Below are 25153 nucleotides of genomic sequence, written 5' to 3' on the forward strand. Positions count from 1 at the left end.
GACGTGGCTCAGCGGTAGAGCATCGCCTTGCCAAGGCGAGGGTCGCGGGTTCGATTCCCGTCGTCCGCTCCATTTTTTGCGCCCTTAGCTCAGCTGGATAGAGCGTTTGACTACGAATCAAAAGGCCAGGAGTTCGAATCTCTTAGGGCGCGCCATTTTTTACAACAAATATCGGGATGTAGCTCAGCTTGGTAGAGCACCTGCTTTGGGAGCAGGGGGTCGCATGTTCAAATCGTGTCATCCCGATTGTTTTGCGGGTGTAGTTCAATGGTAGAACTTCAGCCTTCCAAGCTGATAGCGTGGGTTCGATTCCCATCACCCGCTCCATTTTTTATAAAGCCAAGACCGTAATCGGTCTTTTTTGCTATATACCCTTGGCGTTCTTAGGAACGCTATTTTCTTATATTCATTTGCTTTCTTTCTGTGCAGTTTTAAAGCGGGAACTCTTTATTTCTACATAATATTTTTTAGTTTTACTTGATCATTTTGAGGTCTGAATTTTACAGTTACTTAGTCGCTTTTTCATTATAAAATGAAGATTTATCAAATGAATTGTTGTATGATGTGATGAAGATGTGACATGAGTAAGTATGCAATGCAGACAGATAGGAGGAGTAACATGACTGAACTGACGGTAACCGCTAGCAAAGGCAGTTCCAACAACCTGCTCAGACGCGATGTGCGGTTCCTGGGGAATATTCTTGGAGAAGTGCTTGTTCACCATAGCGGGCAAGAACTTTTGGATAAGGTTGAGAAGATTCGTGAATTAAGCAAGTCGCTTCGCGCGATTTATCTGCCTGAAGTGCACGAAGAATTTAAACGGGAAATTGATTCGCTTGATCCGGATATTCGACATCAGGTGATACGTGCATTTGCGATTTATTTTCAACTTGTTAATATTGCGGAACAAAACCATAGAATTCGTAGAAAACGTGACTATGAACGATCTGCTGGTGAAGCTGCACAACCAGGTTCAATCGAAACCTCGGTTCAGCAACTAAAAGAACAAAACTTCTCCTATGAAGATGTCGAGAACTTTTTGCAAAACTTATCACTTGAACTTGTTATGACTGCCCATCCTACAGAAGCTGTACGACGAGTGATTTTAGATATTCATAAGCGTATTGCAGCAGACGTGATGCAGCTTGATGATCCTTCGCTAACGTTCAGAGAACGCGAACAATTGCGGGAAAAGCTGCTGAACGAAGTTATTACCTTGTGGCAGACTGATGAATTGCGCGATCGCAAACCGACTGTACTCGATGAAGTGCGTAACGGGATGTATTACTTCCATGAGACGCTATTCCATGTGTTGCCGGATGTCTATGCAGAGTTGGAACGTTGCTTGGCTAAATATTATCCGGAACATGATTGGCATGTACCGAATTATTTGCGTTTTGGTTCTTGGATCGGTGGAGACCGTGATGGTAATCCATCCGTAAAAGCAAACGTAACGTGGCAGACGCTACAAATGCAGCGTAAGCTCGCGATCCGGGAATATAACAGTATCCTTAAAGAAATGATTCAAATGCTGAGCTTTACGAGTAGCATCGTTGAAGTGACGCCGGAATTGCTAGAGTCGATCGAACATGATCGAGAGAATGTCGTTGTGGACGCAAAAGCGTATTGGCATAACGATAACGAGCCTTACCGCGTGAAATTAACGTATATGATGCGCAAGCTCGATAACGTACTTAACGATGAGAAAAAAGGTTCTCCTGATCGCTACTCGACTCCGGCTGAACTGATTGAAGATTTGCAGATCATCGACCGTAGTTTGCGTTATCACCATGCCGATTATGTAGCAGATAGTGCGATCAAAAAATTGGTGCGTCAAGTTGAATTGTTCGGTTTCCATACAGCGGCTCTTGATATTCGTCAACATAGTCAAGAGCACGAAAAAGCAATGACCGAGATTTTAAATAGTATGAATGTCGTGACCGATTATGCGCAGCTATCCGAAGATGAGAAAGTGGAGTTGTTAGTCGGACTGCTGGAAGATCCACGGCCGTTGACTACCCCTTACCAGACCTATAGCGAGGGCACAGAAGAGTGTCTGCAAGTATATCGGACCGTATTCGAAGCTCAAAATGAGTTCGGTAAAAACTGTATCAGCAGCTATCTGATTAGTATGGCGGAAGCTTCTAGCGATATTCTCGAAGTCATGGTGTTTGCAAAAGAAGTCGGTCTTTTCCGTAAACATACCGATGGAACTGTCGTTTGTACTTTGCAAGCGGTACCTTTATTCGAAACGATTGACGATCTTCAAGCTGCGAGCGGCATTATGAAACGTCTATTCGATATTCCGATCTATCGTGAATCGGTTACAGCTATGAATAACCAACAAGAGATTATGCTCGGGTATTCGGATAGTAGTAAAGATGGCGGTACCGTAGCGGCAAACTGGGAGCTTCGTGTCGCTTTGAACGAAATTACGGCAATGGCTTCGTCTTACGATATTAAGCTGAAGTTTTTCCACGGTCGAGGAGGGTCGCTCGGTCGAGGCGGAATGCCGCTGAATCGCAGTATTTTGGCTCAACCTCCACATACCGTTGGAGCAGGTATCAAAATTACGGAGCAAGGCGAAGTGTTATCGTCTCGTTATTCTTTAAAAGGGATTGCTTATCGCAGTTTGGAGCAGGCAACATCGGCATTGCTCAAATCCGCAGTAGCTGCGACCGATACTTCTTATATGGAAGAAGAACGTCAGTGGGAAGATATTGCTAGAGGTATTTCCGAAGCATCGTTGAACAAATATCAAGATTTGATTTTCCGCGATCCGGATTTCTTGTCTTTCTTCAAAGGCGCTACGCCGTTATCGGAAATCGGTGAATTGAATATCGGTTCTCGTCCGGCAAAACGTAAAAATAGTGATCGCTTTGAAGACTTGCGTGCGATTCCATGGGTATTTGCTTGGACGCAAGGGCGCTATCTGGTACCGGCTTGGTATGCAGCTGGAACAGGCATTCAAAGCTTTTATCAAAACAAACCGGAAAATCTTGTCGTATTAAAAGAAATGTACGCGAGTTTCCCGTTCTTTACTTCGCTGATCGATTCGTTGCAAATGGCGATTGCCAAAGCGGATCTCGTCATTGCGAAAGAATATGCTTCAATGTATGGGGACGACGAAAGTCGCAACCGAATCTTCGGATTGATCGAAGAAGAGTTCCGTTTGACGAAGCAGCTGATTTTGGACATTACAGGACAACAAGAAATTCTTGATAATGTACCGGTTATCCAAGAGTCGATCAGACTGCGTAATCCTTACGTTGATCCACTCAGTTACTTGCAAGTTCAGTTGTTGACGGAACTGCGTGAATTGCGAGATCAAGGCAGACCGGAAGATCAAGAACTTATTCGTGAAGTATTACTTACGATTAACGGTATTGCAGCCGGGCTTCGTAATACAGGTTGATCCAACCTCAAACTTTATCATTATATGCTTTTCAAAAACCGTATCTTTTTATTAAAAGATACGGTTTTTTTGATGTTTTTGGAAAGAAGTTAGAAGTTTTTCAGTTTCTTAACTTTTGTAAGGGGTTGGAAGAAGTTACAGCAGTAGTGTTGCTTTTTAACGCCGCATGAATTACGATTTGAACATACGCATAAATCGACCGGTTCACAGTATCTTTGTAGATCACGATGCTGTCGAAAAAGAGATGTGTTACCGAATCGGTCGGATGTAATGCTTGCCTTAACAGGCTTAGTCTGGGGGAGACATGGTGGACAATCTGGAAACGAGATTGGTGAAACTTGCGCTCAAAGGTGACCAGAGGGCGTTCGCCGAAATCGTTGATCTTTATAAGGATCGAATTTTTCATCTCGCATATCGAATGCTAAGCAATCGACATGAGGCGGAAGATGTCGTTCAGGAGACATTTTTGCGTGTCTACCGAAATTTGGATCGGTATGATCCTGGACAGAAATTTTCGACCTGGATTTATCGGATCGGAACGAACCTGAGCATCGACCGCTTAAGAAAAAGAAAACCTACATATTCGCTTGATGCTGAAATTGGCGATCAGGACGGTGCCGATGGCTACGCACTGATACCGGGCGATAACCGTACACCGGAAACGGAGTACATGATTTCCGAAACGCGCACAACGATTCACGAAGCGATCGACGGATTACCTCCAAAGTATAAGACGGTCATGATTTTACGTTATCTGCAAGAGCTTTCGTTACAAGAAATTAGCGATGTGCTTGATATGCCGGTAACGACAATCAAAACGCGTGTGCACCGTGGACGCGAGTTTTTGCGTAAAAAGCTGGAATCGCAGCAACACTAAGCGATTTCGGTTTTTTTATGCTGTTCTTTTTAAAAGTAAAAAAATTATCGGCTCCAACTGAAACTATCGTCGAGATGCGGCGTATTAAGAAGGGCACGATAAGGTTTAGATCAGATTTTACCGAGTTTTTACGAAAGGATTGGCTCTTATGGAATGCAAACAAGCCGTCTTGCTCATGCATGATTATCTGGACGAAGATCTACCCTTGGAGCAGGAAGCTCAATTGAAAAGTCATCTTGATACCTGCCCTGAATGTCGTGCTGCTTTTCGGCGTCTCGAAGAAACCGAGATGATGTTGTTCGCAGCAAATCGTAAATCCGAATCGCTATCCGTGTCTGAAGATATGACCGATCGCATTATGAGTTTTCTTCCTCAGCCTAAAAAACATAGTCCCGCATGGAGTTGGATACGTCGACACCCGGCATTGACTGCGGCAGCAGCTTTTATTTTGATTATGGTAGGTACGTCGATCGGATTTTGGAATGCGGATACTCAGCTTGTGCTCAAAGGCAATGATTTGAATCGTGTTCAAGTAGAAGGCAATACGGTTACTGTCCCGGAAGGTACGATTATTGGCGGAGATCTTACGGTAGAACGTGGAGAATTGAGAATCTACGGTGATGTTGAAGGAAATGTGACGGTGATTGACGGGACTTCGTATCAAGCTTCGACGGCACATGTAGCAGGGCAAGTTAAAGATATTAATCAAGCGTTGGATTGGGTCTGGTACAAGTTAGGCAATATTGTTTCAGAAGTAGCGTATAAGTAAGCTGTACCCACAGGCGCGTCTCGATGAGGCAGCGCCTTTTTTTGCTTGTAAAAGGATAGTCGGCTTGCAACGCAAGCACGAACGTTATAACCTATAGGTATCAATCCGAACTACAATCCGAACCGGCATTCGGTGCCGAAGCTTGGTGAGCCGGTGGATCTACTTCAATACCAGCAGCCTAAGATAGACGAAGATAACGGGGGCTTGGGGTCATGATGGATTATCTTACAAATTTAACAGTGAAAGATACGATCAAGGATGTCGCGGACATCTTGATCGTTACTTATATTGTGTATCAATTGATTTTGCTTGTACGCGGAACTCGCGCCGTTCAATTGCTAAAAGGAATTTTGGTTTTAGTCATTGTATGGGCAATTAGTAGTTGGTTAGATTTATACACATTAAAGTGGTTAATGGACCGGATGTTTACATTCGGCGTCGTTGCGCTGTTTATTATTTTCCAACCGGAGCTTCGTCGTGGTCTTGAACAATTGGGTCGCGGCAAGTTTGTCGGTCGCAACAGTGCAGACGAAGCGGAAGTCGGGCAAATGATCGCCGAACTCATGAAGTCGGTGGCTTATTTGTCCCGTCGCAAGATCGGAGCTTTGATTGTTTTTGAACGGAATACCGGGCTTAACGAGTACGTAGAGTCGGGGATTCCAGTGAAGTCGGTCGTGACGTCAGAACTTTTAAATAATATTTTTACACCGAACGCGCCTTTACACGACGGGGCAGTGATTATTCAGGATCGCGTGTTATCTGCGGCTGGCTGTTATCTGCCTTTGTCGGAAAATCCTTTTATCAGTAAAGAACTTGGAACAAGGCACCGTGCAGCAATCGGAATTAGCGAAGTCGCAGACTCTGTGTCTGTGATCGTGTCTGAAGAGACGGGGCAAGTTTCGCTTGCGCTAGACGGTAAAGTTGTACGTGACATCAGTGAAGAAGCGCTAGTGTCCAAGTTATATGAGTTGCTGAAATCCAATGCTTCGATCAAGGAGAAAAAGGGCTTGTTCTGGAGAAAGAAAGGGGACGAGCCGAATGGATAAGTGGTTGGCAAACAACACCGCTGCAAAAATCATCGCGCTTGCTGTAGCCCTCATTCTTTGGGCAATGGTTCATGTCGATACGGATACGCCTACCATTACAAGAAGCAGTCAGGGCGATCATACGACGATTGCGAATGTAGGGATCGAACCGTATGGATTTGATCAGGATAAATATGTATTAAAGACGGTAAGCCCGAAGCAAGTGAATGTGAATGTATCTGGGCAAGTGTCACAGCTTACGTCTTTGCCAAGCAGCAGCGAATATCAAGTCAAAATGGATTTGAGTAATATCGAAAAGCCGGGGCAATATACCGTTCCATTGAAGTTCGATCCGCCGCCTGGTGTAAGTCTGTTATCGATTGAACCGTCAAAAGTGACGATAACCGTAGAAGAAAAAGTGACAAAATCGTTTGATGCGGTCGTGCTGACTACAGGCGTACCGGCAGAAGGATTTACGAAGCTTGATCCGATCTTTGAAGAAGGAAATACCGTGCAAGTGACATTGCCAGAAAGCGAAATGGAGCAAGTCCAAAAGATTCAAGGCGAGATTAGTGTTGAAGGATCAAATGGAGACGTAGCAGGTCGAATCAAACTTGTAGCATACTCCCAAAACGGAAAAGTGTTAGACGATGCGGTAATTGAACCGTCATCGCTCAGAGTTCAAATTCCGATCTCATCCAGCGATAATGTGTCTTCCAAAACGTTACCGCTGAATATCAGCTACAGTGGGGATTTACCAGACGGAATGATTGTGTCGGATGTGCAAGCCAGTGCTCAAAAAGTGACCTTATACGGTTCATCAGAAGTGTTAGATCAATTGAGTAGTTTTCCGCCGGTAACATTGAATTTGGATCGCGTGACGGCAGAAGGTGAGACGACGTATACGGAATCGTTAAGCCCGCCTGAAGGGATTGATCGGATTGTTCCGGCTTCGGTTAACTATAAAGTGACTATCGTGCCTTACCAGAAAAAAACGATTGCTGATATTCCGATCACGTTAGCCGGTCTTGCTAATGGAAGTGAAGCAACCATCACCAATCCGCAGTCTGGTAAAATGGATATTACGATCGTAGGTGCTTCAAGTCTGCTGGATCAAGTGACAGCCGACGATATTCGGTTGACTGCTGATCTTACGGGGCTCAAAGCCGGAGCACAAGATGTTAAACTCAAAGTTGATCTGCCGAATTATATTCGGATTGAGGATAATACATCCCCTACGATCAAAGTTCAGATCACAGGCGGAGAATCTGAGACAGGGACTCAACCTCCGGAAGAAAATAATCCCGAAGTTAATCCATCTAGCGGTACAGACACACCTTCAAATGGTGGGAATACCGAGACAGGAAATGAACCGGACTCTGGTTCGGGATCGAATTCAGGATCAGGCTCGACACCTTCGGACCCTCCAAGCTCGACAGATCCGCCAGCGCAAAATGGATCGGATACGGAAACGCCGGGAACCGAAGAAGAACCATCGGATACACCAAGCGAAGGCTCGACCGATAATGGTCAAGGACAGAATCCACCTGGGCAAAGTGAAGGTACGAACCCGGATGATAACAAACCGGATTCTGGCACTGGCACCGATACCGGGGGCGAGGCTGCAACGCCTTAGCGTCGCCCCTACCAAGTTGTCACATACATTATGATTATTCGAATACGAAGCAGAGAGTCCAATCGTCTCTATGCACGTGGTTTGAAATAAAAGGAGAACAAGAATCGATATGGGAAAGTATTTCGGAACTGATGGCGTCCGTGGGGTCGCAAACCAAGAACTTACTGCGGAGTTGGCTTACAAAGTAGGTCGCTGTGGAGGTTATGTATTAGCAGGTAAAGTAGAAAAACCTACTGTACTGATCGGCATGGACACACGTATTTCCGGTCTGATGTTGGAATCGGCGTTAATCGCAGGATTGCTATCGATCGGAGCAAATGTTGTACGTCTTGGCGTCGTATCGACTCCAGCCGTAGCTTATTTGACTCGGACGCTTAAAGCCGATGCCGGCGTAATGATCTCTGCGTCGCATAATCCTGTACAAGATAATGGTATCAAATACTTCGGCGGAGACGGATTCAAGTTGTCCGACGAAACTGAACTTGAGATTGAAGCTTTGATGGATGCTGAAGTTGATGAGCTGCCGCGCCCTGTAGGAGCTGGACTTGGAACCGTGGTCAACGACGAAGCTTCGAAATTTGCTTATCTGGATTATTTGAAAACAACCGTGTCGAATTCTTTCAGCGGTCTGAAAGTCGTGCTCGATTGCGCGCACGGAGCGGCTTACGAACTGGCGCCGCACTTGTTCCGCGATCTAGGCGCAGAAGTGATTGCGATCGGTGCCGAGCCAAACGGCTTGAATATCAACGATAACGTAGGTTCAACGCATCCCGAAACGCTTCGCGAAGAAGTATTGAAGCACGGCGCGCAGATCGGTCTGGCGTTCGACGGCGATGCGGATCGTCTGATTGCGATCGATGAAAAAGGCGACGTGTTAGACGGCGATTATATTTTGTGTATTTGCGGCGATGCGCTGAACCGTGCAGGCAAATTGAACGGAAGTACGATTGTGACCACGGTTATGAGTAATATTGGTTTCTATAAAGCGACAGAAAAACTAGGTTTGAATACGCTCAAAACCGCAGTAGGTGACCGTTACGTGATGGAAGAGATGCGTAAAGGAAGCTATAACCTGGGCGGCGAGCAATCGGGTCACGTGATCTTCCTTGATCACGGCACGACAGGCGACGGAATGCTCACAGCGATTCAATTGGTGGATACACTGGTTGCCGCAGGCAAACCGCTTAGCGAATTGAAAACGATGATGCGTCAGTATCCGCAGTTGCTTGTAAACGTACGCGTTCAAGACAAACGTAATTACGAAGGCAATCAAGCGATCTTGGCAGCAGTCGAAGCTGTTGAGCAAGAATTGGGCAGCGAAGGTCGCGTATTGGTACGCCCTTCCGGTACCGAAGCTTTGATTCGGGTTATGGCAGAAGGCCCGGATAAAGACCAATTAGACCGCGTTGTCGGTCAGATTGCAGACGTCGTACGCCGAGAATTGGTATAAAAGTTGTAAACCTACGTTCGATGTCATATAATAACGGGGTGCTCGCTTGCGTTCAGGTGAGCATCTTGTTTTTTTTATTCAGCATTCGACTTTGAAGATTGCATCACTTTGAAAAGAAAGAGAGGAATGTGAGGTTAGATTCATAAGCGCCAGAGCTTGAGTGCCAGATCGGGACGCCGCTAGATCGATAGTGATTTAACGGGTATGTGCGATTCAAGCTGACGAGGTGGAGGTGTTCGAAATATTCGGCGGGGACCTTCCGGTATCGCATCAAACCGTAAGCGAATTTCGAAAAACGGACAGGCGACTGTCCGCACAAACGAATTCGTGGATGCAAAGTCATAAAGCTTGTCGTGCGGAAGTTGAAGCCGCGAAAGCTTATGTAGCCGAAAAAGGACAGATTGTTGCTTTCGGTGCGTAGATTTTGAAATTTCATGTACATCAAAGGCATCATTCTGTCTTTTTATCAAGAAATCAGTCTGTGCTTCATAAGTTTTTGGGATTCAATCATCCGCTCAAGCTTTATAGACCTCAACCCAAATGATGAGCGGAGGATATTAATTATGTGTGGAATCGTAGGATATATTGGACCAAGAAATACACAGGACATTTTGATCGAAGGGCTTTCCAAGCTTGAATATCGTGGATATGATTCGGCGGGTATCGCGGTTTATACAGACGGAGGCTTAAAAGTCTCTAAAGCGCTGGGACGTCTGGTGAATTTGGAAAACAAATTAGAAGGCGCTCCATTGGTCGGTTCGGCAGGAATCGGCCATACACGCTGGGCAACACACGGTAAACCTTCGGATGTGAACTCGCACCCACATACGGATGAAACGCAAAAGTTCTCGGTCGTGCATAACGGCATTATCGAAAATTATCTGGAACTCAAAGACGAACTGATGGCAAGCGGTGTTGAATTCGTATCCGAGACGGATACAGAAGTTATCTCTCACCTGCTGGCACGCGAATATCAAGGGGATATCGTTGCAGCGGTTCAAAATGTAATCAAACATCTGCGCGGTGCATTCGCACTGGGTGTACTGACTGAATATGAGCCGGATCGCCTTGTAGCGGTTCGTCATGCAAGCCCGCTCATTATCGGGATTGGCGAAGATGAAAACTTTATCGGATCGGATATTCCAGCAATCTTGAAATATACACGTAACGTATATATCTTGAACGATGGCGAAATGGCTTTGCTCACAAGAGATAGCGTGAAGCTGATGACGATCGAAGGCAACGAAATTACCCGGGAAATGACACATATCGAATGGGATGCGATTACCGCTGAAAAAGGCGGCTATGAGCACTTCATGCACAAAGAAATCCATGAGCAACCTAGAGCTTACCAAGATACAATGCGCGGACGCGTAGACGAAAGCGGGAAAAAAGTTGTGCTTCCTGATTTCCATATGACAGACGAGCAGATTAAAAATATCCGCAACGTACAAATCATCGCTTGCGGTACGGCTTACCATGCAGGTCTGGTCGGACGCACGGTAATCGAACGCCTGGTACGTATTCCGGTCGAAACAGACGTGGCTTCCGAGTATCGTTACCGTTCACCAATCGTGAACAAAGATACTTTGGTGATCGTCGTGAGCCAATCCGGTGAAACAGCGGATACTCTGGCAGCTTTGCGTGAAGCACAAGCAAACGGTGCGCATGTATTGGCAATCACGAACGTTGTAGGCAGCTCGATCGCACGTGATGCTAACGATGTCATCGCGACGCTTGCAGGCCCTGAGATCGCGGTAGCTTCGACAAAAGCGTATACGTCGCAATTGATTGCGTTCTATCTGCTCGGTCTGTACTTCGCACAAGTGCGCGGTACGCAAACGGAAGAACAAGTATCGGAGACTTTGGCTGCGATGCAAGCTCTTCCTGAGCAAGTCGAGCATATTCTTGCACGTGAAATGGAAGCAAAAGCTCATGCAGAAAGCTTCTCTTCGCAAAAACACTTGTTCTTTATCGGACGTGGTTTGGACTATGCAGCCGCTCAAGAAGGTTCATTGAAACTCAAAGAGATTTCGTATATTCATTCCGAAGCGTATGCCGCTGGCGAATTGAAGCACGGAACCCTTGCGCTGATCGAAGACGGCGTACCGGTTATTGCTTTGGCAACGGAACAATCGCTGATCGAAAAAACAGTGAGCAACATTAAAGAAGTTAAAGCTCGCGGCGGCGTTGTTCTGACAATCTGCTACGAAGAAGATGCAAAAGAATTGTTGAAATCGGTCGATTCCGTATTCACGATTCCAAAAACATTGCCGCTTCTGACGGCTTCGTTGTCGGTTATTGCTCTGCAATTGCTGTCCTACTACGCTTCGTTGGCTCTCGGTCTGGACGTAGACAAACCACGTAACTTGGCGAAAAGTGTAACTGTAGAATAGGAACTTGCTTCGATTTTACTGAAATAAACACAAACTGAAATAAACACAAAAGGAACTCCCTTTAGCGAAAGCGATAAGGGAGTTCCTTTTTATTTGATCTTTATTTTTGATTTGTATTTTTGGTCTCTTTTATCTTTGCTTGACTAAGCAAGTGTAAAACAGGGTAAAATGAATAAGTGAGCAATCATACATGAAATATTCCGGGAGGTTTTTAGATGTCAACAGCTCAAGCTAAAGTCGTATACGGGGCGGATCAGCCGTTCCAATCTGCTGAAATTCAACGTCGGGAACTTCATCCGCATGACGTACTGATCGAGATTAAATACGCAGGCATTTGCCATTCCGATATTCATAGCGCAAAAGGAGAATGGGGACCGGTTCAATATCCTTTCGTTCCGGGTCATGAGATTGCGGGTGTCGTCGCAGCCGTAGGTTCGGAAGTGACTAAACACACGATCGGCGATCGCGTTGGCGTAGGCTGCATGGTCGATTCTTGCGGCAAATGTATTCATTGCCATGACGGCGAAGAACAGTATTGTCTGGAAGGAATGACTGGAACTTACGGTTCGGTTGACCGCTACGGTCAATATACACAAGGTGGGTATTCAAGCCATATCGTCGTTACCGAAGATTTTATCGTGAAAATTCCGGACAATATTTCGTTAGAAGCGGCAGCTCCTCTGCTGTGTGCAGGAATCACAACGTATTCTCCGCTGCGTCATTGGGATGCAGCTTCAGGCAAAAAAGTCGCGGTTGTGGGTCTCGGCGGTCTGGGACATATGGCTGTGAAATTTGCTCATGCGATGGGCGCCGAAGTAACCGTATTGTCGCAATCGCTGAAGAAAAAAGAAGATGGGCTAAAGCTTGGAGCAAGTGCTTACTATGCCACAAGCGACGCAGAGACATTTAAGCAGCTTGCCGGTTCGTTTGATCTAATTATCAATACCGTGAGCGCACAGCTCGATATGAACGCGTATCTGTCGCTTCTGGCTGTAGATGGCACGCTCGTTAACGTAGGAGCTCCTGCTGAGCCGCTTCCGGTTCAAGTCTTTTCGTTGATCGGCAAGCGCCGTTCGTTCGCAGGATCTTCGATTGGCGGTATCCGCGAAACTCAAGAGATGCTGGATTTCTGTGCTGAGCATGGAATCACTCCAGAAATCGAAGTGATCTCGGCAGACCGGATCGACGAAGCTTGGGAACGCGTGTTGAATTCGGACGTAAAATATCGTTTTGTGATCGATATTTCGACATTGTAAAAATCGCTTCAAGATCACTTGAACATCAGACCTACCGCCCTCGGTAGGTCTTTTTTTGTAATGCCTGCTGGATTTCGCTTCGAAACACGCTATAATCAAATCGATCTTTCTTTTTACTTAAAGGAGCGGAAATATTGAATAAGCATGAACCTTTGTTGCCACAGCGATCTTTTCAAAAAGGTCGGCTTTTCGCATTTATCGCTTTACTTATCGCGACCGTATGGTTTGCCTCGCCTTCGATTCACCATGTGAATGCGAATATGTCTGCGGTTGGACCGGATGATCCGCATATTCACTATGTCGGGCGTTGGGACGATTCTGTGCCAGATACGTATCGGGGCTACTGGGCAGGTACTTCGTTTACGACAGCTTTTACGGGGGGCAGTGTGCGGCTAAGATTAGGAACACCTTATGGCCCTGCGGGTTCGGATTTATATACCTCGATCGACGGAGAACCTTTTCAGCTATACAAAAATGCGTACGGAACCGTGAATTTAACGCCCGAGCCTCTAAGCAGCGGCAATCATACGTTAACGGTCGTAACGAGAAATATTCGAGATGTCATCGTTTTTAAAGGGCTGCTACTCGACGAAGGAGCACAAACGATCGCTCCGCCAAAGCGAGATCGTCTGATCGAATTTATAGGCGACTCGATTACGGTTGGCTACAAAACGCCGAACGTCTCGATTGAATCGTATGCTTGGCTTACCGGCGAACAATTGAATGCAGATCATACGCAAATTGCCTATACCGGAATATGTCTGGTTGACGGCATTTCATGTAACGGATTACCGCCTTCAGGCATGAGTGAGCAATATTTTAAGCTTGAGACGCTCGATTATGCACAGTCACCGGCTTGGGATACAGCCAAGTCTGTACCGGACGTCGTCGTGATTAATATTGGAACTAACGACGCTCGCGCCAATATCGATTCGCATACTTTCCAAGCGACGTACGTTGAATTTTTGGAAAAACTACGACAGATCTATCCGCGTACGCAGTTGGTCGTATTGCTGCCTTTGAATGGATATATGAATAAAGAAAGTCGTGAAGCGGCTACGATTCGTCAAAAAGCGGGCGATCAAAAGCTGCATATCATCGCGACAAACGGTTGGTTATCGGAAGCCGCAGGCGATTACACCGATCAGCTGCATCCTTCGGCGCAAGGCAATATTAAAATGGCGGAGCGATTGACGCAAGAGTTGAAAACGACATTGGGATGGTGAGCTAAGGTTTTAGGAATCTTCCTAAAGCCTTTTTTGCATGGACAGGAGAAACCTATGCCGCGCAGTGGTATAATAGAGGATAGGGTTAGATACCATATACCGATCGGCGATTTGGAAAAATGTATCGCATAACCGGAAAAAGGAGAAGAATAATGATAGCAAAAACAGAGCAAGAAATCGAAGGTCTGAAAAAAATCGGGCGTATTGTCGCGTTGATCCGCGATGAATTGAAAGAAATGGCGAAGCCGGGTGTACGCACAATCGATTTGGATTTGCGCGCGGCGGAATTGTTCAAAGAACACGGCGCGGTATCCGCTCCGAAATCTACGTATGATTTCCCGGGCTATACGTGCATTAGCGTGAATGAAGAAGTAGCCCACGGCATTCCGGGCGAGCGCGTCATTCAAGAAGGCGACTTGGTCAATGTAGACGTCTCCGCTTCATGCGACGGGTATTTTGCGGATACCGGCGTATCGTTTGTCGTGGGTCAAGGCGATCCGCGTCTGGTTGAATTGTGCGAAGCGGCTGTCGAAGCTTTCGAAGCGGGAGCGGCGAAAATCAAAGCCGGATCGAAACGCAATAATGCAGGCAAAGCGGCTTATAACGTCGCACGCCGTCATGGCTTTAACATTATCGAGACGTTGACGGGGCACGGGATCGGCACTTCGCTGCATGACGAACCGGAATATATTTTGAGCTATTACGATCCGACGGATAGCGATCTTTGGAAAGAAGGATCGGTTATCGCGTTCGAGCCATTCGTTTCGACGAATGCGCGCGAAGTGGTCGAAGACGAGCATGACGGCTGGACGCTGCGAGCAGACGACGGCAGTCTGGTAGCGCAATATGAGCATACAATGATCATCACCAAAGGCGAGCCGATCATTTTAACGAAGTAGGAGCGAAAGATGACCAAAATAGCAGCAACGACTTTGTTTAATCAGGTCTTGGCGTTGCGCGAGGAATCGGGCGCAGAAGCGGCGTATGCTTGGGCGCGGGAGCACGGGGAACCGGGCGATCCGCGCCATATGAACTTGCTGTATGCGCTGGCTGCGGCTTCGGGGCAAGCGGGTACAGCGTTTGCGCTGCTGAGCGAAGCGGTGAAGGAGCGCGGCTTCTGGTATCCCGCAGACTATTTGCGGGAAGATGAGGATCTGGCTTCGCTGCGCAGCGAAGCGGGGTTTGCGGAGCTTGTGGAGCTATGCGAAGCACGCGAGGAAGCGGCGCTGGAACAAGCGGCTCCTGGGCTTAAGGTCTTGAAGCCGGAGCCTGCGGCAAGTGGAGGAAGCGAAGCCGGACTTACGGCGAACCGCGTGCTGCTTGTACTTCATGGTGATCAAGAAAATGAGCGCGATACCGAAGTTTTCTGGCAATCGGCAGTGAAACAAGGCTGGACGGTCGGACTGGTACGTTCTTCGCAAATCAAATTTGCCGATGCGCATGGCTGGGACGATATCGATCTTGGTGCTGCGGAACTGCGCGAGCATATGGAGAGTATGCTGCAAGATTCGGCATCTTCTGATCGCCGAGTTGTTCTAGGCGCTTTTTCGACAGGAGCGGAAGTGGCTTTAAATGCACTGCTTCATGACGAACTTCAAGTCGATGGGCTGCTGATGGTCTCGCCGTGGCTTGACGATGCCGCCGAATGGGTAGAAGCGCTAGAGCGATTGGAAGACCGAACGCCGCGCAGCGTATGGATTGCGGGCGCAGACGACGAAGAAGGACGCGAAGCTTCTCGCACATTGACCGGAGGGCTGCAAGATCGAGGGTTGAAAGCTCGCTTGAAAGTCGTAAACGGAATAGGTCACGATTACCCGGAAGATTTTGCGGTTCGTTTGGCAGAAGGATTAACGTGGATCACAGAGACTAAATAAGTATCCAATAAAGCTCCATATTTTGATCTAAAGGTCGACGATCCTCGTCGATCTTTTTTTATTTATAAGCGAAATCGTTTTTATTTTTGAAGGTTTAGGTGCTTCTTTTGACTGACGATTCAATGCGGTGAAGGAATAAATAAAAATAGTTGACACGTCATGTTCGCCCCGGTATATTGGTTTGAAAAATCGTTGAAGCCAGCAGGGACGTATTTCTGAGGCGTCTTGAACAAAAAGGCGTTTTTTGTATGCGGCGAGAAAGTGGTGAAGTGAGATGGAACAGGAAAAAGGTGGAGAGTTCAAACGCAAGATGCAAGTACGGCATGTGGTGATGTTATCGCTTGGCGGCGTTATCGGAACCGGATTGTTTTTAAGTTCGGGCTATACGATCCAGCAAGCGGGACCGATCGGAGCAATCTTGTCGTATTTGGTTGGAGCGATCGCGGTCTATTTGGTGATGTTATGTCTGGGCGAGTTATCGGTACAAATGCCGGAAACCGGTGCTTTTCATAGTTATGCCGCCAAATATATCGGACCTGCTACGGGTTATACGGTGGCTTGGTTGTACTGGTTAACATGGACCGTCGCGCTTGGCTCCGAATTCACAGCCGCAGGGTTATTGATGCAGCGCTGGTTCCCGGATATTAACGTCTGGATCTGGAGTGCTTTGTTTGCGGCGTTAATTTTCTTTTTGAATGCAAGCAGCGTACGCTTTTTCGCGGAGTCTGAATTTTGGTTTTCTTTAGTCAAAGTATTGACGATTGTCGCTTTTATTGTGATCGGAGCTGCGGCTGTATTCGGAATCGTGCCTATGGAAGGACAAAGCACGGCGCCGTTATTTTCGAATTTGACCGCAAACGGTTGGTTCCCGAATGGAGCCTGGGCGATTTTACTTACGATGCTTGCGGTGAATTTTGCTTTTTCGGGTACAGAACTCATCGGGATTGCAGCCGGAGAAGCGGTTGATCCTGCACGCACGATTCCTAAAGCGATCAAAACGACTTTACTTCGCCTGGTTCTCTTTTTTATTGGAACGATTGTGATCTTGTCGGCTTTACTGCCTATGGATCAAGCTGGTGTACTCGAAAGCCCGTTTGTCGCGGTATTGGATCGGGTGGGAATTCCATACGCGGCAGATGTGATGAACTTTGTGATTTTGACCGCTATTTTATCGGCTGCAAATTCCGGGTTATACGCGTCTTCCCGGATGTTATGGTCGCTTGCAGACAAAGGTACGGTTCCGCGCTCGTTGTCTAAAATTAATACGCGCGGCGTTCCGATGAACGCATTGATTCTCAGCATGGCGGGCGGAGCTTTGGCTTTGCTGTCGAGCATCATTGCACCGGGAACGGTATATATCGCACTGGTGTCGATCTCAGGGCTTGCGGTTGTCGCCGTCTGGATGAGCATTAGCTTGTCGCAATTCTTTTTCCGTCGCGCGTATGTGAAAGCAGGTCATTCGGTAAAAGATTTACAATTTCGAACGCCGTGGTATCCGGTCGTGCCGATCGTATCGTTTTTGCTTTGTTTGTTGTCGTGTGTCGGAATCGCTTTTGACCCCACGCAGCGGATTGCGCTGTACTGCGGGATTCCGTTTATTGTGATCTGCTATATCGCTTATTACGTCACAGCTAAACGAAAAGCCATGCAGTGAAGGAGGAAGACTTATGAATACTGTTAATCGAAAAGAAAACAAAAAAGAAAATCCGATCGCGGCTATTTTGAACCATTATCCGATTTTGATCTTGGATGGAGCGATGGCGACTGAACTTGAACGTTACGGCAGTAATCTGGATGATTCGCTCTGGTCCGCACGTGTATTGTTGGAGCAACCCGAACTGATATCTAAGGTGCATGAAGCTTATTTTCGCGCCGGAGCGGATTGTGCGATTACGGCGAGCTATCAAGCTACAGTTGAAGGATTTGCGGCAAAAGGAATCAGCGAACAAGAAGCGCTAGCCTTGATTCAACTTACCGTTGAGCTAGCATCCAAAGCACGCGATACGGTATGGGCAGAAGTGGATCAAATGACTCGTCCAAAGCCGATCGTAGCTGGTTCTGTTGGCGCGTATGGAGCCTTTTTGGCAGACGGTTCGGAATACACAGGCAATTATGGAGTAGATGATAGAAGGTTACGTGATTTTCACCGACCTCGTATCCAAGCATTGATTGAAGCCGGAGCGGATCTGCTCGCTTTTGAGACAATTCCTTCTTTGCAAGAAGCAAAGGTGTTAGCGGAATTACTGGCGGACGAGTTTCCGGATGCGTATGCGTGGATGTCGTTTTCTTTGCAAAACGGAGAACGGATCAGCGAAGGGACGCTGCTCCGTGAATGTGCGCAAACGCTGGAACCCTATACGCAAATTGCCGCGATTGGCGTGAATTGCGCACCGGCTTCTTTTGCCGCGCAAGCGATTGAGACGTTGGCGAGCGAGACAGACAAACCGCTGCTGATCTATCCGAATTCCGGAGAAACGTATGATGCGAAGACGAAAACATGGCAAGCCGGTGAATCGCAAACTTGTGGTTCTTTCGCCGAATCGGCAGAGATCTGGCATCGCGCAGGGGCGAAAGTAATCGGAGGATGTTGCCGCACGACGCCAGAGCAGATTGCACAAATTTCAAAAGCTTGGCGCAAGTAGAGCGAATCCTACGGAAACTTATTTATTTTTAAAAAAATCCAAAAAACAGTGATCTTTATTTTGGCTTTTTGCGTTTTATCCGATGAGAGCGCCACAGACTAGACATCATAATCGGCCCCATCGCCTACCTAAGTTTCAACTACCCGTTGGCGCTCTTGTTTTCCGCGACTTATACCTATCGACCTTGAATGTTTACAACCAGTCAGTCTACATGAACAAACCTTCTCAAGGTCAATTTCTACGGCAACCTTTTTGTATTCGTCCTCTAGCCGCCGCAATTTTTTCAAATGCCGGAGTCGCGGAAACACCAACAGGTCCTGATGCAGATCAGGGCTTTTTGTTTTATATAAAAGGAAATGAAAAAAGCGAAGCCCTTAGGCTCCGCCTCCTGTAGTGGATGCTAAAAGAGTATCGACATTCAAAACAAGCACGATCCGATCACGGTGTTCGAACACAGACGGCAAAAAGCGACGGCTTGCGACTTCTTCGTTATCTGTCAGTGCTGAATCAGCTACAGAAGCCGTATCATCTAGCGAATCGACGAGCAAAGCCACTTTTTCGCGTCTAAGCAAAATGAATTTATCCGTATCATTTTGATCTTCATGCGAAATATTGAGCTTTTTACGCAAGTTGACGATGGTATAAATTTCTTCGCGAATCTTGACGACGCCTTCGTGCCAATTCGAAGAAAACGGAATCGACGTACCGGGTTTGGAATTTTGGATCTCATCGATCTCATGGAACGGAATTCCGTATGTTTTATCGGCAAGTTTAAAAAGAATAAAATCGTTCATCGTATGCTCCGGTCTCCTTCATTAACGAATAGAATCTTGTTGCGCCAAGACTAAAAAAGTGGAGACGCAAAAGAAAGGGTTACCGTCATTATAGGGTATTATGCCTTAGCTTACTAGCATCATTCCGGCGATTTTTCGCGTCAATGCTGTTCATAACGTCAAGCGCATGGTACACTAACAGCGTATCGCACGTTGAAGTGCGTGCTTTTATCTTTTGCTTAAAATTAGTACCAGATACTAAAAACGGAATACGGAAGGAGCAGTCGACGTGTTGTATCAACCCATCGCCAGATTTGCCAGACTCTTATTGCGAGGATTCGGAAAATTCGAAATCGTCGGAGCGGATAAACTGCCCAAAGAAGGCGGATACGTGATCACCTGCACGCACAGAGGATGGATGGACGTTGTGGCACTGGGATGCTCGCTGCTGCCGACAGAAGTTCATTTTATGGCGAAAAAAGAGCTTTTTCAAAAAAAGATTGCCGATAAATTTCTGCGTGACATTAATGCGTTCCCGGTCGATCGCGAAAATCCAGGGCCTAGTACGCTAAAAGTTCCGATTCAACTGCTGAAGCAAGGCAAAACGATCGGAATCTTCCCGTCAGGTACGCGTTCGTCTGAAGATGTACCGTTAAAACGCGGCGCGGTCACGATTGCGAGTATGGCGAAAATGCCGATTGTCCCTGCTGCTTATATTGGGCCTAAAGGTTTGAAAGATCTGCTAAAAGGGACCAAAACGATGATCGTGATCGGAGAACCGATCTTGACCGTAAGCGAAGGCCCTTCGCAAGGAAAAAAAGATCTGAACGAACTTGCTGACCGCTTGGCGGGTGCGATGAATAAGTTGGAAGCCGAACTTGAGCAACTTCCTCAAAATCGTAAAAAGCTCAACGCATGATTTGAATACTTTATGATGAAGCCTCGATCTATTCGAGGCTTTTTTGTATGCGCGAAAAGTTGAAAGAACGTAGATGTCCATGCAAGCGGATGTGTAAAAATGGGTATATACGTATCACAACGATTTGATTCTGATGTAGAGCTGGGATCAATGAACAATTGAAGGAGGTGTGCTCCCTTTTCCTTGTTAACTTTATGAAAAGTGGAGAGTAGATATGGAAATTGTGAATGTGATTGTCGTGATCGTACTGATTTTATTGACCGCCTTTTTTGTAGCTTCTGAGTATTCGATTATTCGGGTACGCGTCTCGCGTATTAATCAATTGGCGGAGAGCGGGAACAAAAATGCGTTGGCAGTCAAACGGATCTTGTCTCGGCTCGATGAATTTTTGTCTGCCAGTCAATTGGGGACGACGTTAACGTCGCTGGCACTCGGTTGGTTGGGTGAATCGACCGTCGAAGAACTGCTTGCACCGATCTTTGTCTGGTTACATATTCCAAGTTCGATTACAGGAGTCTTATCATTCTTACTCGCCTTCTTGATTTTGACGTATTTCGAAGTACTGATCGGGGAACTGGTTCCCAAAACGATCGCGATTCAAGTTGCGGAGCCGCTGGCATTGGCTTTAGCGCGTCCTTTGATTATTTTTTACCGTATCACGTATCCGTTCAACTGGATTTTGAGTCGTTCGTCGCGCGTGATCAGCGGGCTATTCGGGCTTAAGCCATTAACCGAAGGAGAAGCGGCACAGAGCGAAGCCGAACTTCGGTTGGCATTGTCGGAAGGATTCAAAAGTGGTGAAATCACGCCAACGGAATATCGGTATTTGAACAATGTATTTGATTTCGATGAGCGGGATGCCCAAGAAATTATGGTTCCGCGTACGGAGATTCGCCATATTTCGCAGCAAGCGAAGATTGAAGATCTACTGCAATTGATTCAAGTCAAAACGTATAGTCTGGTTCCGGTCTCTATCGATGGCGATAAAGACCATATCGTAGGGATGATTAACGTCAAGCAAGTGCTTAATGATTATGTGCAAAAAGGGTATGATCCTCATCATCTAATCGCTGGATATATTCGTCCAGTCATCCAAGTTATTGAGACGGTACGTGCGCGCGATCTGCTGATTCGTATGCAAAAAGAAGGGATTCATATGGCAGTGTTACTCGACGAATACGGAGGTACGTCAGGTCTGGTTACGTTAGAAGATTTACTCGAGGAAATCGTCGGCGATATCAAATCCAGCTCGTCACCAAATGACGCCTCAGCACCGACGCCGCTTATCCGCAAACATAGCGAAGACGTATTTATACTGGGCTCCAAAGCTTTGCTGCACGACGTCAATCGCAAACTCGGAACAGATCTGGATTCCGAAGAAGTGTATACGATTGGCGGTTGGTTACTTTCGAAAAAGTACGATCTTAAACAAGGCGATGTTTGGACAGGAGAAGGTTGGGACTGGAAAGTCTCCGTAATGGAAGAAGGACGAATCCGTCAGATCGAAGCGACTCGTCAGTCTAAAAAAGAAGAATAAAGAAATCGGATATTTAGGTTCGTTTATTAGCAAAAATGTGGATAAAAATAAAATTTTCAGAAAAAAAGAATAAAGATTTCAACAGGCTGGGGATAAAACCCGCAATTCCGTGGATAAACCTGTGTATAATGTTTGAATAAACTGTGCACAAAGTACGACTTATACACAGGTTCCTTTCTTTTTCTAATCCTCGTATAATAAAAAGACCGTTATACTCACAGGAGGTACACTTTATGGCAGCGAAGAAAAAGCAGCCTGCTGCTCGTCCAGCCGCATCGGATAAGCCAGCAACGCTGAAAGATTTATTGAATCCCGATGTACTTGCGAAGTTGCAAGCCCAAGCCAACGAACTCAAAGCGACCGAACAAGAACGCCGGGAAGAAGAACAACGCGCCGCTGCTGAAGCTAAAAAAGCAGAGCGCAAACGCCTCGAGAACGACTTCGAGTATCTACTCGGTCAAAGCGAAGGTAAAAAGATCAATAAATACGATTGATCGTGAAGATTTGAAGAAAAGACCTCACTCCGGTGAGGTTTTTTCTTTTGGAGGTGTAATGAGTAAAACCGCATAGCGAATCCCCAAAGACAACGGCTCCAAAAAAAACAGAGTTGACAGCTCCAATCTATCGGGAGTATAGTACATTTTATTAATCGTAATAATTACTATTTGTCAAAAGGAGCGGTAAATCATGGAGCGATCAAAGATTCCAGTTACCGTCTTGTGCGGATATTTGGGATCAGGGAAAACGACTCTTTTGAATCATATCCTTCATAACCGTCAAGGCTTAAAAGTGGCAGTCATCGTCAATGATATGAGCGAAATTAATATTGATGCCGGATTAGTCGCAGGAGAAGCAAATCTGTCTCGTACCGAAGAAAAACTAGTGGAAATGTCGAATGGATGTATCTGCTGCACTTTGCGAGACGATCTGCTTCGTGAAGTGGAACGGCTATCGTCCGAAGGACGGTTCGACTATATTTTGATCGAATCGACGGGGATCAGCGAACCTGTGCCGATTGCCCAGACTTTTACCTATGCAGACGACGAGACGGGTGTAGATCTGACCAGACTCGCAAAATTGGATTGTATGGTGACGGTTGTCGATGCGTATCGGTTTTGGCATGACTTCGAAAGTGGTGAAAGTCTGCTCGCACGTGGTCAGGCAAGCGCAGAAGACGATACACGCGACGTGACCGATCTGTTGATTGACCAAGTTGAAATGTGCGATGTGCTGCTGATCAATAAATGCGACCTCGTAGAAGAACATCAATTGCAGCGGCTAGAGGGCGTATTGCGCAAACTACAACCATCGGCAATAATCATTCGCACCGTGCGCGGAGAAGTAGAACTGTCGGAGATTTTAAATACAGGCAAATTCGATTTTGAAAAAGCGAGTTTATCGCCGGGTTGGATTCGTGAATTGCAAAAAGAAGAGCATACTCCGGAAACCGAAGAGTACGGAATCGGATCGTTCGTATATCGCCGCCGCCGTCCTTTTCACCCTCAGCGTCTTGCGGACTTGCTATCGGAATGGCCGACTGAGGTTGTGCGCGCCAAAGGCTTGATGTGGATTGCAGTCAAAGAAGATTGGGCAGCAAGCTTTAGCCAAGCCGGGCCTTCGATTCAGTTTGGTCCGGCTGGGCATTGGATCGCCGCATTGCCTATAGCGGAGCGCGAAGAATTGTTTGCCGAGCAACCGGAACTTGCCCAAAGTTGGGACGAAGAAGTCGGAGATCGAATCAATGAGTTTGTCCTGATCGGCATCGATATGGATCGTCAGCAGCTGGAAGACCAACTGGATGCTTGCTTGCTAAATGATCGCGAATTGAAATCAGACTGGGCAAAAATGTATAACCCTTTACCGTGGATGACTGCTGAAGAAATCGGTGTGTAACCGAGCATATATATTAGGAGGGAAATTCAGATGGCGAAAAAGTCAAAAGTAGTCAAAGAGAAAAAACGTCAAGAAACCGTAGCGAAATATGCAGAACTACGCCGTGAGTTAAAAGAAAAAGGCGATTATGCCGCTCTGCAAAAATTGCCGCGCGATTCATCCCCGACTCGTCTCAAAAACCGATGTGAAGTGTCAGGGCGTCCTCGCGGTTATTTACGCAAATTCAAAGTCTCCCGGATCGTATTTCGAGAATTGGCGCACAAAGGACAAATTCCCGGCGTAACCAAATCAAGCTGGTAAACTTAGAAACTTAGGAGGAATGAATCATGAGAGTGATCGTAACTTTGGCATGTACAGAATGTGGAGACCGGAATTACACAACGACCAAAAACAAACGCAATCATCCCGAACGCTTAGAATTAAAAAAATATTGCCCACGCTTGAAAAAATATACGATCCACCGGGAAACGCGTTAAGTTTATTTCAACAAATAGATGGAGTTGTACTAGCCGCTTTTCGCTTTGTTGCGAAGGTGGCTTTTCTTATTTGGGCGCTTATCTTCCCTTATGTTATGATACATACAGACAAAAGGATAAAAAAGGAGGCATCGTTATGAACGGAAACAACCGGTCTTCGATTAAGCCAGGGCTTACCGTCGATATTGTACTCAAAAAGGATCAAGCTTCAGGCACACTCACTCGCGGCGTTGTCAAAGATTTGCTCACGAATTCCGCTACACATCCGCATGGAATCAAAGTTCGTCTGCAAGACGGACAAGTCGGACGCGTTAAACAGATTGTTGAATGATTGGGATTACGTAGAATCTACGGTTAGATAAAGAATATTCGCGTTTAATAGTAGGGTAGATGTCATCTTCACAACTTCTTGCTGAACATTGCTAATTTTTCAAAATGAACGGTAGGGAAGACAGGAGGAACGTAGGATGAACCAGCACCCTGAATCGACAGAGTTAAAAGTGGAACTGAAGTTTTTCCGCCCAGAGTATGAAAAGGCTCTGTTCGAAGATTATCATGTTTCCGCTGAGCAAGAGAAATATACGGCGCTCCCTGTACGAGCGATCCAGCTTTGCCGAGAAGATCGAGATCGTCATCCGATCGTGATTTTGGCGGCAAAACAGCCTGTTGGTTTTTTCGTGCTTCATCGAGGAGATCGAATCCGCAGTATTACCGAATCGCCGCGCGCGATGTTAGTTCGTTCGTTGTCGATTAACTTGTCGGAACAAGGCAAAGGATATGGTAAAGAAGCGATGGCATTGCTGCCGAAGTTCGTGAGCGATTACTTCCCGGATATGAATGAGATCGTATTGGTCGTGAATCAGCATCAAGAAGGCACTTTACAACTATATACGGACGCCGGGTTCGAAGACCGAGGTCATCGTAAATCAGGACCTGTCGGCGAACAAGTGCTTTTGCATTATCGAATGAACCGAAAACAATAAGAGTTG

General features: G+C 46.5%; 23 protein-coding genes and 3 tRNA genes. 25 read left to right on the top strand and 1 reads right to left on the bottom strand.

The genetic code is table 11. The features are described from left to right. Nucleotides 1-78 precede the first annotated feature (78 nt). The 17 genes from NOM90_RS17490 (at nt 79) to mmuM (ending at nt 18566) form a co-directional block, all read left to right on the top strand. Nucleotides 79-155: transfer RNA gene (locus tag NOM90_RS17490), tRNA-Arg, on the top strand. Between the two features lie 17 nt (nt 156-172). Beyond that, nucleotides 173-246: transfer RNA gene (locus NOM90_RS17495), tRNA-Pro, on the top strand. Between the two features lie 7 nt (nt 247-253). After that, a tRNA-Gly gene (locus NOM90_RS17500) sits at nt 254-327 on the top strand. Between the two features lie 292 nt (nt 328-619). Beyond that, on the top strand, nt 620-3415 hold the full coding sequence (gene ppc, locus NOM90_RS17505) for a phosphoenolpyruvate carboxylase (RefSeq protein ID WP_255943829.1): 2796 nt from the start codon (nt 620-622) through the stop codon (nt 3413-3415). A gap of 304 nt (nt 3416-3719) precedes the next feature. Then, nucleotides 3720-4292, top strand: coding sequence for an RNA polymerase sigma factor SigW (gene sigW / locus NOM90_RS17510; protein WP_037291506.1), 573 nt, complete (start codon nt 3720-3722; stop codon nt 4290-4292). A 148-nt stretch (nt 4293-4440) separates the two neighbouring features. Further along, a complete protein-coding gene (locus NOM90_RS17515) occupies nt 4441-5061 on the top strand; it encodes a zf-HC2 domain-containing protein (protein ID WP_255943834.1) in 621 nt (206 codons plus the stop codon). Between the two features lie 212 nt (nt 5062-5273). Beyond that, nucleotides 5274-6107: a diadenylate cyclase CdaA gene (gene cdaA, locus NOM90_RS17520; RefSeq protein WP_255943836.1), complete on the top strand. Its 834-nt coding sequence runs from the start codon at nt 5274-5276 to the stop codon at nt 6105-6107. After that, nucleotides 6100-7722 (top strand): CdaR family protein, encoded by a 1623-nt coding sequence (locus tag NOM90_RS17525; protein WP_255943837.1) that lies wholly within the window; start codon nt 6100-6102, stop codon nt 7720-7722. The genes cdaA and NOM90_RS17525 overlap by 8 nt, the downstream gene beginning before the upstream one ends. 109 nt (nt 7723-7831) lie before the next feature. After that, a complete protein-coding gene (gene glmM, locus NOM90_RS17530) occupies nt 7832-9172 on the top strand; it encodes a phosphoglucosamine mutase (protein WP_255943839.1) in 1341 nt (446 codons plus the stop codon). 232 nt (nt 9173-9404) lie between these two features. Next, entirely contained in the window at nt 9405-9593 is a 189-nt protein-coding gene (locus tag NOM90_RS17535) for a hypothetical protein (RefSeq protein ID WP_255943841.1), read from the top strand. A gap of 142 nt (nt 9594-9735) precedes the next feature. Beyond that, nucleotides 9736-11568, top strand: coding sequence for a glutamine--fructose-6-phosphate transaminase (isomerizing) (gene glmS / locus NOM90_RS17540; protein ID WP_255943842.1), 1833 nt, complete (start codon nt 9736-9738; stop codon nt 11566-11568). 215 nt (nt 11569-11783) lie between these two features. Further along, a complete protein-coding gene (locus tag NOM90_RS17545; RefSeq protein ID WP_255943844.1) occupies nt 11784-12824 on the top strand; it encodes an NAD(P)-dependent alcohol dehydrogenase in 1041 nt (346 codons plus the stop codon). Nucleotides 12825-12958: 134 nt separating this feature from the next. Continuing rightward, the gene (locus tag NOM90_RS17550) at nt 12959-14050 is read left to right on the top strand and encodes an SGNH/GDSL hydrolase family protein (RefSeq protein WP_255943846.1); all 1092 of its coding nucleotides are present in this window, start codon (nt 12959-12961) and stop codon (nt 14048-14050) included. A 152-nt stretch (nt 14051-14202) separates the two neighbouring features. Next, the gene (gene map / locus NOM90_RS17555) at nt 14203-14949 is read left to right on the top strand and encodes a type I methionyl aminopeptidase (RefSeq protein ID WP_255943847.1); all 747 of its coding nucleotides are present in this window, start codon (nt 14203-14205) and stop codon (nt 14947-14949) included. 9 nt (nt 14950-14958) lie between these two features. Continuing rightward, nucleotides 14959-15924, top strand: coding sequence for an alpha/beta hydrolase (locus tag NOM90_RS17560; protein ID WP_255943849.1), 966 nt, complete (start codon nt 14959-14961; stop codon nt 15922-15924). A 274-nt stretch (nt 15925-16198) separates the two neighbouring features. Then, on the top strand, nt 16199-17578 hold the full coding sequence (mmuP, locus tag NOM90_RS17565) for an S-methylmethionine permease (RefSeq protein WP_255943851.1): 1380 nt from the start codon (nt 16199-16201) through the stop codon (nt 17576-17578). A gap of 13 nt (nt 17579-17591) precedes the next feature. Then, nucleotides 17592-18566, top strand: coding sequence for a homocysteine S-methyltransferase (gene mmuM / locus NOM90_RS17570; protein ID WP_255943853.1), 975 nt, complete (start codon nt 17592-17594; stop codon nt 18564-18566). 374 nt (nt 18567-18940) lie between these two features. Here the strand turns inward: mmuM and NOM90_RS17575 are convergent, their stop codons facing one another. Continuing rightward, nucleotides 18941-19360 carry a chemotaxis protein CheW gene (locus NOM90_RS17575; protein WP_255943854.1) on the bottom strand — a complete coding sequence of 140 codons (420 nt, stop codon included), beginning with the start codon at nt 19358-19360 and terminating at the stop codon, nt 18941-18943. Between the two features lie 271 nt (nt 19361-19631). Here NOM90_RS17575 and NOM90_RS17580 point away from each other — a divergent pair, with 271 nt between their 5' ends. The 8 genes from NOM90_RS17580 to NOM90_RS17615 all read left to right on the top strand — a co-directional run bounded on the left by NOM90_RS17580 (nt 19632) and on the right by NOM90_RS17615 (nt 25147). After that, a complete protein-coding gene (locus NOM90_RS17580; RefSeq protein WP_305121079.1) occupies nt 19632-20258 on the top strand; it encodes a lysophospholipid acyltransferase family protein in 627 nt (208 codons plus the stop codon). Between the two features lie 214 nt (nt 20259-20472). Next, complete coding sequence (locus NOM90_RS17585; protein ID WP_255943857.1) at nt 20473-21795, top strand: hemolysin family protein; 1323 nt, start codon at nt 20473-20475, stop codon at nt 21793-21795. A gap of 233 nt (nt 21796-22028) precedes the next feature. Then, nucleotides 22029-22289 (top strand): DUF3886 domain-containing protein, encoded by a 261-nt coding sequence (locus NOM90_RS17590; RefSeq protein ID WP_255943859.1) that lies wholly within the window; start codon nt 22029-22031, stop codon nt 22287-22289. Nucleotides 22290-22482: 193 nt separating this feature from the next. After that, nucleotides 22483-23688: a GTP-binding protein gene (locus NOM90_RS17595; protein WP_255943861.1), complete on the top strand. Its 1206-nt coding sequence runs from the start codon at nt 22483-22485 to the stop codon at nt 23686-23688. Between the two features lie 30 nt (nt 23689-23718). Then, the gene (rpsN, locus tag NOM90_RS17600; RefSeq protein WP_255943863.1) at nt 23719-23988 is read left to right on the top strand and encodes a 30S ribosomal protein S14; all 270 of its coding nucleotides are present in this window, start codon (nt 23719-23721) and stop codon (nt 23986-23988) included. A 26-nt stretch (nt 23989-24014) separates the two neighbouring features. After that, nucleotides 24015-24164 (top strand): 50S ribosomal protein L33, encoded by a 150-nt coding sequence (gene rpmG, locus NOM90_RS17605; RefSeq protein ID WP_087801633.1) that lies wholly within the window; start codon nt 24015-24017, stop codon nt 24162-24164. A gap of 136 nt (nt 24165-24300) precedes the next feature. After that, complete coding sequence (locus NOM90_RS17610; protein ID WP_255943866.1) at nt 24301-24495, top strand: YwbE family protein; 195 nt, start codon at nt 24301-24303, stop codon at nt 24493-24495. 136 nt (nt 24496-24631) lie between these two features. Then, nucleotides 24632-25147 (top strand): GNAT family N-acetyltransferase, encoded by a 516-nt coding sequence (locus NOM90_RS17615; protein ID WP_255943868.1) that lies wholly within the window; start codon nt 24632-24634, stop codon nt 25145-25147. The last annotated feature ends 6 nt before the right edge of the window (nt 25148-25153 follow it).

This window comes from Saccharibacillus sp. JS10, assembly GCF_024436065.1.
In the GTDB taxonomy this organism is placed as follows: Bacteria; Bacillota; Bacilli; order Paenibacillales; family Paenibacillaceae; genus Saccharibacillus.